Raw genomic sequence first — 14,736 nt, 5'->3', positions numbered from 1 at the left:
AGGCGGTCAGGTGGGATTGACCGTCTTGTCGCCGTCCTTTGGCTGTTCCGGGACGGCTGACAGGCCGATGCCGTGGTCTTCGTTGGCCAGGGCGAGTTCCTTTTCCGGGAGGAAGAGGGCCAGCAGGAGGCCGATCGTCAAAAAGGCTGCAATGTACCCGAAGATTGGAGTCAACGCGTGCTGGTACGCGTCGATCACGGAATCCTGGACCCGTTGCGGCAGCGAGTGGACCAGCGAAGGGGTCAGCGAGTTGGCATCGCCCAGGCCGCTGACCGAGCCGTTCGTCAGCCGGGCGGAAAGCTGGTCGGAAAGTCGCTGCGAGAAGGCCGCTCCGACAACCGCCGTGCCGACTGTGGCGCCGATCTCGCGGAAGAAGTTGTTGGCGGAGGTGGCGGTGCCGACGTCACTCGCGGGGAAGTCGTTCTGCACGGCCAGGACCAGGTTCTGCATGAGAAGGCCGACGCCGGCGCCGAGCAGGAAGGTGTATCCGGAGACCGCCGCCACAGGAGTGTCGGCGTCCATCACGGACAGGAGCACGGCCGCAATGACCACCAGCAGCGAACCGATGATCGGATAGATCTTGTAGCGGCCGGTCCGAGTGATCAGGGCTCCGGAGGGGATAGCGGTGGCCGTGAGGCCGACGACCATGGGGACGAGCAGCAGCCCGGACTCGGTCGCGGAGACGCCGTACACCATCTGGAGGTAGGTGGGCAGATAGGCGAGGACCACGAACATCCCGATGCCGACCACGATCAGGCCTATCAGCGTGGCGATGTTGAAGATCCGGCTGCGGAACAGCCGCAGAGGAACCACTGGCTCCGCCGCACGGCTCTGCGAGAAGAAGAACAGGGTCCAGGCGACGGCGGCGGCGACGGCCAGAGCGAGGACCACCGGGTCCGTCCAGCCGTACGCGTTGCCGCCCCAGTTCGCCACCAGCACCGTCGCGGCCACGGCGACTGCCATCAAGGTAATGCCGACGTAGTCGATGGCGATCTTGACGGACCTGCGCGGCGTGCGCAGCGCGAAGGCACTGACCGCGAAGGCGGCGGCCCCCACCGGCAGGTTGAGCCAAAAGCACCACCGCCAGGACACGGTGTCGGTGAACCAGCCGCCGAGCAGCGGCCCAGCCACCGCCGAGAGACCGAACACCGCACCGATCGGGGCCATGAACCGCGCACGCTCCCGCGGTGGAACGACGTCGGCGACGATCGCCTGGGAGGTGATCATCAGGCCGCCGCCCCCCAGCCCCTGCACGGCCCGCCCGATGATCAGTACGGTCATGCTGTTCGCGGCTCCGGCGAGTACAGATCCGGCGATGAAGATACCGATCCCGCTCAGCAGGAGGGCCTTGCGGCCGATCAAGTCCCCGAAACGGCCGTAGAGAGGCATCGCGATCGTGGCGGTCATGATGTAGGCGGTGGTGACCCACGCCATGTGGTCCAGGCCGTGCAGCTCACCGACGACGGTCGGGAGCGCCGTGGACACGATCGTCTGGTCGAGGGAGGCGAGCAGCATGGTCGTCATCAGACTGGCGAACAGCAGCCCGAATCGCGGGGGCAGGCCGGAGGAGGCAGGCTGCTCGCCCAGCGCAGTGGGGGAGGCGTCGGTCATCGGATACTCCAGCGCGAGGCGACGTCATGGGGCGGCTGCGCGGTGAACCAGTGAGGGGTCATGGCGGGGTCAGGGACCGAGGAGGGTGCGGAGCAGGGCCATCACACGCTCCACGTAGGGCAGAGGGCTGTCGTCCTCGTCCTTGGGGCTGTCGGCCACCCAGCTCTCGATAGCGGTCTTGACGGCGGTCACCGCCAGGGCGGCGATCAGACGTGGTGCCTCATCCTCGGCTCGTTCCCCCGTACGTGCCGCCACGATGTCGACCAGGGACTGCTCGAACGTCCCGAAGCTCGTCAGCATCGCGGCCAGCACGGTCGGGTGCTCGCGGGCCAGCGCGAAGGTGGCCGAGAACTCGTCCCGCTGCGGGGGCTGCCCGGCCATGTTCTGCAGGAGCAGCCCGGTCAGGTCTGCCAGAATCTCGCGGGGGTGCGCGGCGCCGACGGCGGTGAAGGCCTCGACATCCTCATCCAGCAACCCTGGCGGTGCCTGGACGACAGCCGCCTCCTTGTTCGGGAAGTAGTTGAAGAACGTCCGGTGAGAGACGTCAGCCTCAGTGGTGATCATCTCTACGGTGATCTTGTCGAAGCCGTGTTCCTCCGCGAGCCGTAGCGCAGCGGCCCGGATCTCCTGCCGCGTTTCACGGCGCCTGCGCTCGCGCAGGCCTTCTCTCTTACCAACCATGGCCCCATCATTGCACTCTATGCATATTTTCTCAATGTGCATACTTTGCGCGCACTGCAAATGTTTCCTGGTGTGCGGTGCGGTGCAGCCAGATGAAGCGCCGCCAACAAGAGCGTCGCACGTCGTGAGCCTGCCAACTGTTCGCGCGGCGAGGGCAGGTCTTCGGCCCGGCCGGGACTTCGGCCCCCGCGCACGGCAGCTGGGCGCCTGCACTGCCTCCTGTGCGTGAGCTCGTACCCCGGCGCCATCAGCCGCTTGCGTTAGTGCTGTCGGGAGCGCGACCTGCGGCTCGACGCTGAGCCGGAAGCTGCCGAGCCGCCCATGGTCACCAAAGACGCCGTTTTCCCGAGGTCAGCCCAGATCAGAGGCTGCCGCGCCGCGTAGCGTTGCACTTTTCCGTGAGAACTATGGGCACCCCGCGACGCGGCGGAGGGTTTCGGGGGTGAGGTCGGCGAGGGTGGGGTAGCCGTCGACGGCCATGATGAGGTCCGCTTCGGCGAGGAGGGTGCGCAGGACGTGGACGATGCCGTCGGGGCCGCCGAGGGCGAGGCCGTAGGCGTATGGGCGGCCGATGCCCACGGCGGAGGCGCCCAGGGCTAGCGCCTTGACGATGTCGGCTCCGCTGCGGATTCCCGAGTCGAAGAGGACCGGGAGCCCGTCGGCAGCGTCCACGATGGCGGGGAGGGCGTCGAGGGCGGGGAGGCCGCCGTTGGCTTGGCGGCCTCCGTGGTTGGAGCAGTAGATGCCGTCCACGCCGCCGTCTTTGGCGCGACGGACGTCTTCGGGGTGGCAGATGCCCTTGACGATCAGAGGGAGGTCGGTCAGCGAGCGCAGCCAGGGCAGGTCGTCCCAGGTGAGGGGGTTGCCGAAGAGCTGGGTCCAGAGGAGGACGGCCGCTTGCGGGTTCTCCTCGGGGGTGTGTGCCAGCCGGGACCGGAAGACGGGATCACTGGTGTAGTTGGCCAGGCAGTGGCCCCGCAGTTGGGGGAAGTTGGCGGCGGCTAGGTCGCGGGGGCGCCAGCCGGTGATCCAGGTGTCCAGGGTGACCACGATGCCTTCGTAACCGGCCTTTTCGGCGCGGTGGACGAGGCTTGCGGCGAGTTCGCGGTCGGTGGGGGTGTAGAGCTGGAAGAACCCCGGGGTGTCACCGAATTCGGCGGCGACCTGCTCCATCGGGTCGACGGAGAGTGTGGAGGCCATCATCGGCACACCGGTCCGGGCGGCAGCTCGCGCGGTGGCCAGGTCGCCATGGCCGTCCTGGGAGCACAGGCCGATGACGCCGACCGGTGCCATGAACACGGGCGACGGCAGGGTGAGGCCGAACAGCTCGACGGACAGATCGCGCTCGGCGGCTCCGACAAACATCCGGGGGACCAGCCCCCAGCCCTCGAAGGCGGCCGCATTGGCCCGCTGGGTGAGTTCGTCGCCTGCTCCGCCCGCGACGTAGGACCACACCGAGGACGGCAGGGTGGACTGCGCCCTTGACTCGAGCTCCGCGAAAGTCATCGGGAAGCGCGGTACGACGCCGCTCAGCCCGGCGAAGTAGATCTCGTTCTGATAGGAGCCGAACGGCTGTCCCATGACCTGTCCCTTTCCGGTCACCGTACGCCGGGGAGATGCGGCGTCCACCGAGCCAGAGTGCAATACTCGCAAGCGGCGACCGTTGAAACGCAGGAATCCCGCACAGGGCGGCCTCATATGCAGGATGACGTCAAGCTGCTGGGCGAGAACGAGCTGGCGCTCATCAACGCCCTCCAGCTCAGGCCCCGCGGCTCATGGACCGAGCTCGGCCGCGCCCTTGGCGCGGATCCGGTCACCGTGGCCAGGCGCTGGAGCCGCCTGACTGGGCGCGGCGAAGCATGGGTCACCTTCTCGCCGGGGCCCCGGCTGTTCGACCAGGTGTGCGTCGCCTTCACCGAGATCGACTGCGCCCCGGGCGAAGCTGCCCCAGTCGTCCGCGCGCTCAGCGCCCATCCACACATGATCACCATCGAACGATCAGCAGGCGCCTACGACCTGCTGGCCACTGTGGCCACCCGGGACCTTGCCGCCATGTCCCGCTACACGCTCGACGTACTCCCCACCGTCGCCGGTCTACGGGCCGTGCGGGCCAGGATCGTCACCCACATGTTCACCGAGGGCGGCCGCTGGCGGATCACCGCCCTGGCTCCCGCCCAACGCGCCCAGCTCACCGCCCCACCGGCCGCCCCGGCCAACGGCGGCGGCGCGAGTGCGATCACCCCGTTGGACCGCGCGCTCCTGGCATCACTGAGCCGCGACGGCCGGGCCTTTCCCCAACGGCTGGCCACCGGTCTCGCCGTCAGCTCCGCCACCGTCAAACGCCGCCTTGACCAGCTCACCCGGCTCGGCCTGCTCCGCTTCCGCTGCGACTTCGCGCGCCCCCTGGGCGGCTGGCCCGTCGCCGCCACCTTCTGGGCCACCGTGCCGCCGGGAGACCTGCCCGGCATCGGACAGGCCCTCGTTCAGCTCCCTGAGACCCGCAACTGCGCCGCCATTAGCGGCGCCCACAACCTCGTCCTCCAGGTCAGCCTGCATTCCGTCACCGACGTCCTGCGCTTCGAGAGCCAGCTTGCCGCCGCCCACCCCGGCCTGCACATCGCCGAGCGAGTCATCACCCTGCGCCACGAGAAACTGCTGGGCCACATCCTGGATCCGGACGGCCGTTCCGTCGACGTCATCCCGCCCGACATTTGGTCCGACCCCGCCACCAGTCCTGACACCCGCTCCGCACGGGAGGCCGACACCGACCGCCCGCCCGCGGAGGCTGGATGATGCCCCTCTTCGAAAGCGGTACGGACGGCACGCGCGACGGGCGACAAGGGCACATGCTCTGGCTCGCCTGGGAGGCCATCGCCGTGCACCAGCCGGTGAGGGGCTGCGGCTGCTGCTCCCGAAAGAAGCGGTCCACGATCCGCTGGCTGGTGGAGGCCCGAGAACGCGTGTGTTTTGCGCACGGCCTGCCTGCCACCCTGCGTCTGGCCCTGCTTGCGACCAGGACGCACATGGTCGTCCCTCAGCGCACGCTGCGCGACGGGCTTACTACCTGACGCTGTCGGGGAGCTTGGTCGAGCGCCCTTTTGGGGATGGAGGGTTTGGCCACGGTGGAACGTCTTCTGGTCGTGGTGGCGTAGATCGCTGTGGCTGGGCAGGATGGCCGTATGGCTGCGGGCAGAGCGGAAGATGGACGTGATGACGACGTTGACCGTGTCCAGGAACTGGAGCAGGAGGTCCAGCAGCTGAAAGAGGCCGTTGACTCGCATGCGGTGGTCGATCAGGCGATCGGGATGATGGTCGCGATGAGGGGCCTCGCGTTTCCCGGACAGGCTTCTGGCCGTTTATTTTACGCAGCGATTCGCAACTTCTCGTACTCGGCGTGGACTTCGCGCGGAGGGCGGTAACCCACCGCCGAGTGGAGGCGTTTGCGATTGTACCAGAATTCGATATAGCGAGTGATGTCCTGCCGGGCGGCCTCGCGGGTCAGGTAAGTCACCCTCGATACACGCTCGTTCTTCAGGACCCCGAAGAATGATTCGGCCATGGCGTTGTCGAAACAGATCCCGGTGCGACCGGAAGACCTGCGGAGTCCAAACTGTTCGAGCGTCTTCCCGAACTCGGCTGACATGTAGTTACTTCCGCGGTCGGAGTGAAATATCGCACCGGCCGAGAGCTGCCTGTTCCGTGCCGCGCTGCGGATTGCCCTGGATATCAGTGGGGTTTGATAGTGGTCGTCCATCGCATAACCGATGACTTCCTTCGTGCAGCAGTCGATGACCGTTGCGAGGTACAGCCAGCCTTCCCCAGTCGCGATGTAAGTAATGTCGCCGACGAGCTTTTTGCCTGGCGCTTCCGCAGTGAAGTCGCGGCCGACGAGGTCCGGCACCTGGCCGGCCGCAGCCTGAGTGAGGTTCAACCTCTTCGGCCGCGGCAGGCACGGCACCAGGCCCAATTCGCGCATGAGGCGGCGGACGAGCTGCACGCCCGCGGCGACGCCCCAGCGGTGCAGCTGGGCCTGGATGCGCCGGTGCCCGTAGGTGCTGTCGGACATGTCGAAGGCTTTCTCGATGAGCAATTTGAGTTCTTCGCGCCGCTGAGCTGTCGCGGATTCCGGGCGGGATCTCCAGTCGTAGTAGCCGGATCTGGAGACGCCGAGTCGGGCGCACATGAACTCGACGCTGTATGCGTACTTCCCGGTGTCGAGCCGCATCTCGTCGATGAACTCGTACTTGCTTGCTACCCGGGATCCTTCGCGAAGTACGCTGCGGCTTTTTTCAGGAAGGTGACTTCCATCTCCAACTCGCGGTTACGTCGTTCGAGTTCCTTCAGGCGCGCCCGCTCGTTCACCGTCAGTTCCGCATCGGGGGCCGGTTCCTGCTGCTTCTGGTGCTTTTTGACCCAGCCGCGCAGCGTCTCCGGGTTCAGCTCAAGCTCCCGGGCGACTTCGGAGATCGTCTTGCTCGACCTCAACGCGATCTGGACGGCTTCCTCGCGGAACTCCGGCGAGTACTTGCTGGGTGGCGCCACTTCTTCCTCGTTTCCTGTTCGGGACAACCCTATTGGATCCCTGTCCGGAAACTTCGTGGCCCCTCACGATGGGGCGGATCTCGCCTGACCAGGGATGGGACGTCCTTAAGGAGGTTTCCCAGCACACCAACATCAAGCTCCGCAACGTCGCGGAACTGATCTTGATCTGGGGCCGCCAGGGCGAGATTCCTGCCGACATCCGCGCCGCGCTGGAGGAGACGCTCGACCGTCACGGCCCCACCCAGATCCCTGGTGCGCCTCCGGCATAGCCGTGGAGTGGAGTGTCCGACGCGCCTTGCCGGAGGGTGGGGAAGGTGTGCGTCGTAGGCGTGAATGGATCACGTCAGCCTGAGGGACGGGTGGCGACCCGCCAGGGCCGGGTCCGGGGAATGTGCTGCCAGTCGAGAAAGCCCTGGAGGGCCGTCGGGTTCCTCGGTTGCCGGGCGGTTGCTGGCGGCAGGTGTATGCCGATGCGTTCGAGGTTGGCTAGGGCGGAGTTCTTGGCCCCACCTCAGGGCGGGCCGGCGTGGCTCCACTCAAGCGTTCGAGGGCGGCTTGCCGTGGCCCCACTTCAGAGCCTTCTTCCTGGTGAGTGTCGGAGCCAGTCGGAGTCGCCCCGGGGTGTGTCCGTTTTGGGTGGGGCCGGCGCGAGTCGCCTCAAGGTGGGGCCAAGAACTCCGCCCTAGCCACGAGGTTGACCGCGATAGCGGTCAGGACGTGCTGGACGGTACAAAAGGCCTTGACTGGATACTGCCGGCAGTCGTCCTGGGCGAACTCGGCATTGACGTAGGGAGCGAAGGACGGCGGTGTCGACCACCGTCGGCTGACTTTGCCCTGGCAGGTGACTTCCTTGGTGTCCCCGTCGATGGCAAAGTCTTCGCGGTGGAAGACGGCGCCTTTGCGGGACTGGCGGGTGCTCCTGGGCCGGATGGGACCGCCCAGACCGACACCGTCGACGGACAGGTAGCCGCCGTCGACGAAGTGCTCCTTCGAGAGCAGGTTGCGTTCGTTGAAGCCGGACTCCAAGATCCCCGACAGCGTCAGGCACTTAGCTCGGTGGGCGGGCGCTGTTTCGACCTCAACGTACGGGGAGGGCTTGTTCGGCCCAGATCACCTTGCCCTGGCGTCCGTGCCGCGTGCCCCACCGTTCGGCGAGCTGGGCGACGAGCAGCAGGCCGCGGCCGCCCTCGTCGTAGACACGGGCATGGCGCAGGTGCGGGGCTGTGCTACTGCCGTCGGACACCTCGCACATCAGTGTCGACTGGAGGATCATCCGCAGCCGGACAGGGCCCTTGCCGTAGCGGATCGCGTTGGTCACCAGTTCGCTGACGATGAGCTCCGTGGGGAAGTCCAGCTCCTGCAGACCCCACGCGGCCAGCCGGTCGGATGCGTGGGCGCGAGCGGCGGACACCACCGCCGGATCGGAGGGGAGATCCCATGTGGCGACGTGATCGGCATCCAGCGCCCGGGTGCGTGCCACCAGCAGGGCGACGTCATCGCACGGGTAAGGGGGCAGCAGCGCGGACAGCAGTCCGTCGCAGGTCTCCTCCAGTGACGGCGGTACCCGGCTGAGGACATCTCCCAGCAATGCCTGCCCGCCTGTCACGTCGCGGGTGCGGCTTTCGACGAGACCGTCCGTGTACAGCACCAGGAGACTGCCTTCACCCACTTCGAACTGGGCTGTTTCAAAGGGCAGGCCGCCCAGTCCCAGGGGCGGGCCGATCGGCAGTTCGGGGGAGTCAACCGCGTAGCGGGCTGAACCGTCGCTCGCTGTTGCTGGGGAGGCCACGGTCGGCAGTACGTGTCCGGCGCTGGCCAGTGAGCACACGCGGGAGATCGGGTCGTAGACCGCGTACAGGCAGGTGGCGCTCATCTCGTCTGCGTCGCGTGCCTCCTCGCGCTGGAGGCGGATGACCACGTCATCCAGGTGGGTCAGTAGATCGTCGGGCGTCAGGTCGAAGTCAGCGAGGGTCCGCACAGCCGTACGCAGGCGGCCCATGGTGGCGGCAGCGTGGAGGCCGCGGCCGACCACGTCGCCCACGACGAGTGCGACGCGCGCTCCGGAGAGGGGGATCACGTCGTACCAGTCGCCGCCGACGCCCGCGCCTGCTGGCAGGTAGCGGGAGGCTGTCTCGACAGCAGCCTGTTCGGGCACGCCTCCGGGCAGCAGGCTGCGCTGGAGGGTGAGGGCGGTATCACGCTCGCGGGTGTAGCGCCGGGCGTTGTCGATGTAGACCGCGGCTCTGGAGGCGATTTCCTGGGCGAGGAGCAGATCCTCCTCGTCGAAGGGGTCGGCGCTACGGTGCCGGAAGAACTGGGCCACGCCCAGGGCCTTGTCGCGAGCCCATAGCGGCACCAGCAGCATCGAGTGGATGCCGAACGCCTGCAGGGAGCGTCGGCGGGCAGCGGACTCCGCCATCCACTCGGGGATCTGGGAAGCCGTGATGCGGTAGCGGAGTGGTTGCCCGGTGACCAGGGCGTGGACGGGCTCTGACGCCTCTGGGTAGGTGAGAGCCTGCCCAGTGTCGAACGGCGAGTCCGGGCAGCCATCCAGGACTGAGCGCTGGGCGACCCGGCGCAGCGCCAAACGGCCGATGGCCGGCTGGGTGGCTTGGCCCGGGAGGGCTGAGTCGAGCAGGTCGACGGTGACAAGGTCGGCGAGGTGGTCGATTCCGACCTCGGCCAGTTCCTGTGCGGTGTGGGCGATGTCGAGTGTGGTCCCGATGCGGCGGCTCGCCTCATTGACCACGATCAGCCGACGCTGCAAGCGGCGGTCGCGCTCCTCCTGGTACGCCACCACTGCATGTTCCGCGGCGTTGTCGGCGAACTGGAAACTCTGAGCGCCCAGTGCCAGCAGGGTCTCGCTGATCAGTTCTGCATCCGTGTCCCTTCCGGCGGCCAGCCGGGCCGCCTCTTCGCACATCATGCGGTGCAGCGCCGAGTGGGCCAGCCGGTAGCTACGCAGGAGGACGTCGATCGGCACGCCGTGGCGCGCGAGCAGACGAGCGACCTCGACGTCGTCGGACCAGGCGCCGGCCGCGGCCACCTCCAGGCCCTGCTCGTTGATGTCGAGTACGGCCGTGACGTTCGCGGAGATGGCCGCGTACACGCCGACGGAGATGTCCTCGCGCCTCCACTGCTCGGGAAGGTCCCGCAGCACAAGCTGGAGCATCGCGTGCGTCAGCTCGTCTGTACGGGGCCTGAGCTCCCGGGCAAGATCAGATAGAAAGGCGCCCACATTTGCCCCCATAAGAGGAATGTACGTCTAACCGGGATGGTGTGCGGGTGCAGAGACGTGGTGGGGGTGGCAGCGGAGGGGCCAGTGCCCTGGTTCTCGGGCGGTCTGGATCGCCGGGCCTTGGCCCGCACGTGTGGCTCACGCTGCCCAGACAGGCCAGTTCCCGCGGGAACGAGCCGCAGCCGCAGCGCGCGGTGGTCTGGATGCGCTGGCGCCCTGGATGTGGGGCCATTGCTCTCGTCGAACGAGCAACGGCGCTTGCCTGGGATGTCTACGGCCCGCCCGGGATGTGCGAGGTTGGCTCGCGCAGCGACGCGTTGAGCCAGGCGCGGGCGCGCCCAAGGTAGTCACGGGCAGCTGGTGTGTGGGCGGCCCAGGTCTCGAAGCCGTGCGGGGCGCCGGGGACGAGGTCGAGGGTGCAGGGGACCCCGGCGTCCTGCAGACGGCGGGCGTAGTCGAGGTCCTCGTCAGCGAACAGGTCGATGTCGCCTACCCCGATCCAGGCGGGCGGCAGATCACGCAGGTCGGTGCGACGGGCCGCCACCGCGTATGCGGGAGTCTGTGGGCCGCCGGGTTCGCCGCCGAGGTAGGCCCGCCATCCGGTCCTGTTCAGTGCGTTGTTCCACACTCGGTGTCGCAGTTGGTCGAGGTCGCGGCGTGCGGCGGTGCGGTCGTCGAGCATGGGGCAGAACAACCACTGCGCGGCGGGCCGGATGCCGCGAGAGTCGTGCAGCCGCTGCGCCAGGCAGGCGGCCAGGCCGCCACCCGCGCTTGCCCCGCCGACAGCGATGCGGCCGGGGTCGACCCCCAGAGATTTGGCCGACCGCTGCAGCCACTGCCAAGCCGCCAAAGCGTCATCGAGGGCCGCGGGGAAGGGGTGCTCAGGGGCCAGGTGGTAGTTCACGGAGACGACGACGATACTGAGCTCGCGCGCCGTCCGCGCGCAGAAGGCGTTGTCCTGCACGGCGTCGCCGACGATCAACCCGCCGCCGTGAAGCCAGACCAACGCCGCCCCCGAACCACCATCCTCGGGGGTGTACACATGCAGCCCCTGGTCGCCGAGCACCTTACGAATGACGCCCTCGACCGGCTTGCCCGGCCCGCGCCAAAGGATCAGGGCGCGAGCCGTGCGGCGCCCCAGGCCCCCCTTGAGCGGCAGCGGGGGAATGAGCGCAACCCGGCGGCGCAATTGCGGGTCCACCTTCCTGAGCTTCATAGCGATCCTTCTGTTGGCGCCCGGCATCCCGTTCCCGTGGTGGCGCAGTGCTTTCTTGACCAAGGCCGCCGGGCAAACGGACGGCCGAGTCGCGGCCGGCTTTCGGCGGGACCGGGGGCGGGGCTCCGCGCATGCCGTCCTGCCTCTGAACCAGCGCGAGGTGGACGCGGAGATTGACCACTTCCGTTTTGCGTCCCCGCTCGCATCACGAGCCGGGACCTGTGGGTGTAACGCTGTGTCTGAGTTGCGCAATGAGGTATTCGCCCGGTTACCGGGAGTGCCGCTCCGTCGTGATGTCCAGGACTGCTTTGCCGCGGAAACTGCGTCCCAGGAGAGCGGCGACCGCTTCGTCCGCTCGCTCCCAGTCACCGCGCCAGGCGATCGACGGATTCAGATCCCCTGCGGCGACGCGCTGCGCGAGCCAGGTCAGGTCAGGGCCGGGAAGGGCGCCGTCCTGGAGTTGGAAGGTGACAATGGAACGGTCGTACCGCCCGTCGCCGACCAGGAAGGCACCAGGGGGGAACTGCTCGGGCTCCGGCGCAACCTGGCCGACCGCGACCAGCATGCCACGCGAGGCCAACTTGGAGAACGCGTCGACTCGTTGAGGTCCTCCGACGCAGTCCACGACGGCGTCCACGAAGGTCTCGACGTCCTGTGGCCGGGCAATGACCTCATCGGCGCCCAAGGCGCGCAGTTGGCCGTCCTGGGCGCTTGGATCGCTGGTCGACGCGATCACGTGAGCTCCACCGAGGCGGGCTAGCTGGACGGCATACCGTCCCACGCCGCCCGTCGCGCCGGTGATCATCACGCGCTTACCGAGGAGAGAGCCGAACCGGCGCAGCGCGCGCAGCGCGGTGATGCCCGCGACTGGCACCGTGCTGAGCGCGCCAGGCTCGGCATGGCCGGGCACGACCCCGAGCGCGCTGGTGTCCACCGCTCTCAGCTCGGCCCAGCCACCGAGCATGCCGAGGGTGACCACTGTGGTTCCGGCTGCGGGTCCGGAGCCGTCAGCGGCTGGCCTCTCGACGACACCGGCCGCGTCCCAGCCCAGCACGGTGTTATCGGGCGCCTGGGAAAGAGCGTGGCTGACCTCTGCGAAGTTGAGAGAGGTGGCGCTCACGCGAACCAGAGCCTGGTGGGGTGCGGGTTCCGGGTCCTTGGCTTCACCAAGACGCAGTCCCGACGGAGTTGAGTGATCGACGAGCAGGGCTCGCATGCGATGCCCCTTTCCTAGGGTTGTTCATCCCGTCATGCCACGTCACGGCGCATGCTTTTGAGTGGCATTCGCTACAGCGGCAAGGCGCTTCTCCGGCGGCCCGCCGACAGCTGGCCGACGGCTTGCGCGGGACACCACTCCTTGGATCAGGCGAGGGCCGGAGCCTTGTGCTCCGCCTCAGGCCGTGGCCAGGCGGAGCACAAGGACGGCTGCGGCCAGCACGCCGAACAGGACTACCGGTGCGAACGCCTTGGGCCCGTCCTTGACGCGCAGATGCGAGACCAGGCCGCCGATGGAGACGAGGATCAGGCCTGTAGCGGCGGCCACACCGAGGGGCGCCCACAGGAGTCCGATGAGGACGCCGACCGCACCCGCGAATTCGAGCAGGCCGATGATGCGGAACGCTCCTACGGAGAAGCCGACGTGCTCCGCGTTGGCGGCGGCTTCCGCGTTGGCGAGGATCTTGGGGATGGCGGCGGCGGCGAACCCGACGGCGAGCAGTACTGCCAGGATCGCGGTGGTGATGAACATGTCGGCCTCTTGGGGTGTTGTCTGGCGTCGTGGTCGACGTTGTGCGGGTGCGGGTGCGGGTGCGGGTGCGGGTGGTCAGACGCAGGTGTTGGTGAGCGTGCCGAGGCCGCTGATCGTGGAGCGCAGCACGCTGCCGGGGGTCAGGTAGCGGGGCGGGGTGCGGGAGTAGCCGACTCCTGCCGGTGTGCCGGTGAGGATGAGGTCGGCCGGGCGTAGTTCGCACACGCTGGACAGGTGACTGATCAGGGCAGGGATGTCGAAGATCATGTCGCGGGTGTGTCCGGTCTGGACGGTGTCGCTGTCGAGGGTGCAGGTGAGGGCGAGGTCGTAGGGGTCGTCGAGTTCGTCGGGTGTGGTGAGCCAGGGGCCGATCGGGGTGAACGCGCGATGGCTTTTTGCGAGGCTGAACTGCGGCGTGGCTCCCTTCATTTGTGCGGCGCGTTCGGAGATGTCCTGGCCGACGCAGAATCCGGCGATGTGGTCGAGGGCCTTGGACTCGGGGATGTCGCGCCCGCCTTCGCCGATGACGACGACGAGTTCGATTTCCCAGTCGCAGGTGGGGGCCGGCAGGGGGATGTCGGCACCGGGGCCTGCCAGGGAGGAAGGGAACTTGGTGAAGACCAGCGGTGATTCGGGCACGGTGAGGCCTGTCTCGGCGCTGTGGTCGAGGTAGTTGAGGCCTACCGCGAAGATCTGGCTGGGGTGGGTGACTGGTGGGCCCAGCCGGGCGGGGTCTGCGGTCAGTGCGGCCAGGGTGGTCTTCGGGTCGGCCGGAGGTTGAGTGGTGGCGAGCCAGTCCCGGATCTCAGCGACGCACGCGACGGCGGCATCCGGGTGGGACGGGAAGCGGCCGCCCGATGCGGACTCCACGTCGATGGAGCCGTGTGGGGTGAGGATGGTGGCTCGGCCGTCGAGGTTGGCGAGTTTCATGAGGTGGGGTCCTTCGGGAGGGGCACGCGACCGGCGCGGTCGCGGGCCCCACTGTGGGTGGATGCCGGGTCAGTCGTTTACCTTGACCGGCGGCTCGCTGTCGCTGAGCAACGCCCGGATGTCGTCGTCGGAGGCCGTGGCGAGCATCTGGTAGATGTCGTCGGTGAAGTTCAGGTGCGGCTTGGCACGGTCCAGGGCGGGTTGCGGGACTGCTTCGGCAGGGCGCTGGTAGTCGGCCGGATCGCGGTAGCGGGCGAGTTCGGCGTCGTCGATGCCGACCAGGCCGACAACCTCCGGATCGATCCAGGCCCGGTCGTCGATGGCTTCACCTGCGGTGAGTTCAAGGACGAGTCCCTCGGGGCCGCCGAAATAGATCGACTGGCAGAACCCGTGGTCGACCGGGCCGATCACCATGATGCCCCGGCTCCGGATCCGGTCACGCAGGGTGAGCAGTTCGTCCATGCCTTCCACGTGGAGGGCGACGTGCTGCATGGCCCCCGCCGTGACCGGCGAGGTGGGTGTGCCGGCGTGGGTGACGCCGAAGTCGGGCTTCTCGGGGTTGTCGGGGTGGTGGACGAAGGCCACGTAGGAATCGGGGTTCAGCTCGAGGAAGCCGTGCCAGGCCCCCTCGGTGCCGTGCATCCAGTACAGCGCCTTGAGCTGGCAGCCCAGGACATCGGTGAAGAACTCGATCTGAGCCTTGATGTCACGGGTGGCTATGGCGAGGTGGTTCACCCCGCGCGGGTGGACGGTCATGATTTCTCCTTTGCG

Annotated in this window: 13 protein-coding genes and 1 pseudogene; 3 read left to right on the top strand and 11 right to left on the bottom strand. The window is 67.9% G+C overall.

Annotated features, from left to right (window positions below; genetic code table 11):
• Positions 1 to 6 precede the first annotated feature (6 nt).
• From OG885_RS09640 to OG885_RS09630, 3 genes are all read right to left on the bottom strand, one after another.
• Positions 7 to 1,611: an MDR family MFS transporter gene (locus OG885_RS09640; protein ID WP_405729055.1), complete on the bottom strand. Its 1,605-nt coding sequence runs from the start codon at positions 1,609 to 1,611 to the stop codon at positions 7 to 9.
• A gap of 69 nt (positions 1,612 to 1,680) precedes the next feature.
• Positions 1,681 to 2,292: a TetR family transcriptional regulator gene (locus OG885_RS09635; protein ID WP_405729052.1), complete on the bottom strand. Its 612-nt coding sequence runs from the start codon at positions 2,290 to 2,292 to the stop codon at positions 1,681 to 1,683.
• A 405-nt stretch (positions 2,293 to 2,697) separates the two neighbouring features.
• A complete protein-coding gene (locus OG885_RS09630; protein WP_405729049.1) occupies positions 2,698 to 3,873 on the bottom strand; it encodes an alpha-hydroxy-acid oxidizing protein in 1,176 nt (391 codons plus the stop codon).
• 117 nt (positions 3,874 to 3,990) lie between these two features.
• On the opposite strand from OG885_RS09630, the gene OG885_RS09625 reads away from it, so the two are divergent.
• Complete coding sequence (locus tag OG885_RS09625; RefSeq protein WP_405729046.1) at positions 3,991 to 5,085, top strand: Lrp/AsnC family transcriptional regulator; 1,095 nt, start codon at positions 3,991 to 3,993, stop codon at positions 5,083 to 5,085.
• Complete coding sequence (locus OG885_RS09620; protein WP_405729043.1) at positions 5,082 to 5,360, top strand: hypothetical protein; 279 nt, start codon at positions 5,082 to 5,084, stop codon at positions 5,358 to 5,360. Before OG885_RS09625 ends, OG885_RS09620 begins: the two co-directional genes overlap by 4 nt.
• 293 nt (positions 5,361 to 5,653) lie before the next feature.
• Here OG885_RS09620 and OG885_RS09615 read toward each other — a convergent pair.
• Positions 5,654 to 6,834, bottom strand: a protein-coding gene (locus OG885_RS09615; protein WP_405729040.1) for an IS3 family transposase whose coding sequence is annotated in 2 segments (ribosomal slippage) — positions 5,654 to 6,570 and positions 6,570 to 6,834 — 1,182 coding nt in all. Because the reading frame shifts where the segments join, the coding sequence is not laid out codon by codon here.
• A 62-nt stretch (positions 6,835 to 6,896) separates the two neighbouring features.
• Here OG885_RS09615 and OG885_RS09610 point away from each other — a divergent pair.
• A pseudogene (locus OG885_RS09610) lies at positions 6,897 to 7,103 on the top strand (ANTAR domain-containing protein); the annotation flags it as partial.
• A 388-nt stretch (positions 7,104 to 7,491) separates the two neighbouring features.
• On the opposite strand, the gene OG885_RS09605 reads toward OG885_RS09610, so the two are convergent.
• The 7 genes from OG885_RS09605 to OG885_RS09575 all read right to left on the bottom strand — a co-directional run bounded on the left by OG885_RS09605 (position 7,492) and on the right by OG885_RS09575 (position 14,721).
• A complete protein-coding gene (locus OG885_RS09605) occupies positions 7,492 to 7,860 on the bottom strand; it encodes a hypothetical protein (protein ID WP_405729037.1) in 369 nt (122 codons plus the stop codon).
• A 52-nt stretch (positions 7,861 to 7,912) separates the two neighbouring features.
• On the bottom strand, positions 7,913 to 10,084 hold the full coding sequence (locus OG885_RS09600; protein WP_405729034.1) for a SpoIIE family protein phosphatase: 2,172 nt from the start codon (positions 10,082 to 10,084) through the stop codon (positions 7,913 to 7,915).
• 259 nt (positions 10,085 to 10,343) lie between these two features.
• The gene (locus OG885_RS09595) at positions 10,344 to 11,288 is read right to left on the bottom strand and encodes an alpha/beta hydrolase (protein WP_405729031.1); all 945 of its coding nucleotides are present in this window, start codon (positions 11,286 to 11,288) and stop codon (positions 10,344 to 10,346) included.
• A 268-nt stretch (positions 11,289 to 11,556) separates the two neighbouring features.
• Positions 11,557 to 12,504 (bottom strand): zinc-binding dehydrogenase, encoded by a 948-nt coding sequence (locus OG885_RS09590; RefSeq protein WP_405729028.1) that lies wholly within the window; start codon positions 12,502 to 12,504, stop codon positions 11,557 to 11,559.
• A gap of 177 nt (positions 12,505 to 12,681) precedes the next feature.
• Entirely contained in the window at positions 12,682 to 13,035 is a 354-nt protein-coding gene (locus OG885_RS09585; RefSeq protein WP_405729025.1) for a DoxX family protein, read from the bottom strand.
• A 75-nt stretch (positions 13,036 to 13,110) separates the two neighbouring features.
• The gene (locus tag OG885_RS09580; RefSeq protein WP_405729022.1) at positions 13,111 to 13,965 is read right to left on the bottom strand and encodes a fumarylacetoacetate hydrolase family protein; all 855 of its coding nucleotides are present in this window, start codon (positions 13,963 to 13,965) and stop codon (positions 13,111 to 13,113) included.
• Between the two features lie 69 nt (positions 13,966 to 14,034).
• Entirely contained in the window at positions 14,035 to 14,721 is a 687-nt protein-coding gene (locus OG885_RS09575) for a VOC family protein (protein ID WP_405729019.1), read from the bottom strand.
• Between the last annotated feature and the right edge of the window lie 15 nt (positions 14,722 to 14,736).

Source organism: Streptomyces sp. NBC_00028, assembly GCF_045041065.1.
GTDB lineage: Bacteria > Actinomycetota > Actinomycetes > Streptomycetales > Streptomycetaceae > Streptomyces.
The sequence above is the reverse complement of the archived record's forward strand: the minus strand, read 5'-3'. Positions and strand labels throughout refer to the sequence as shown.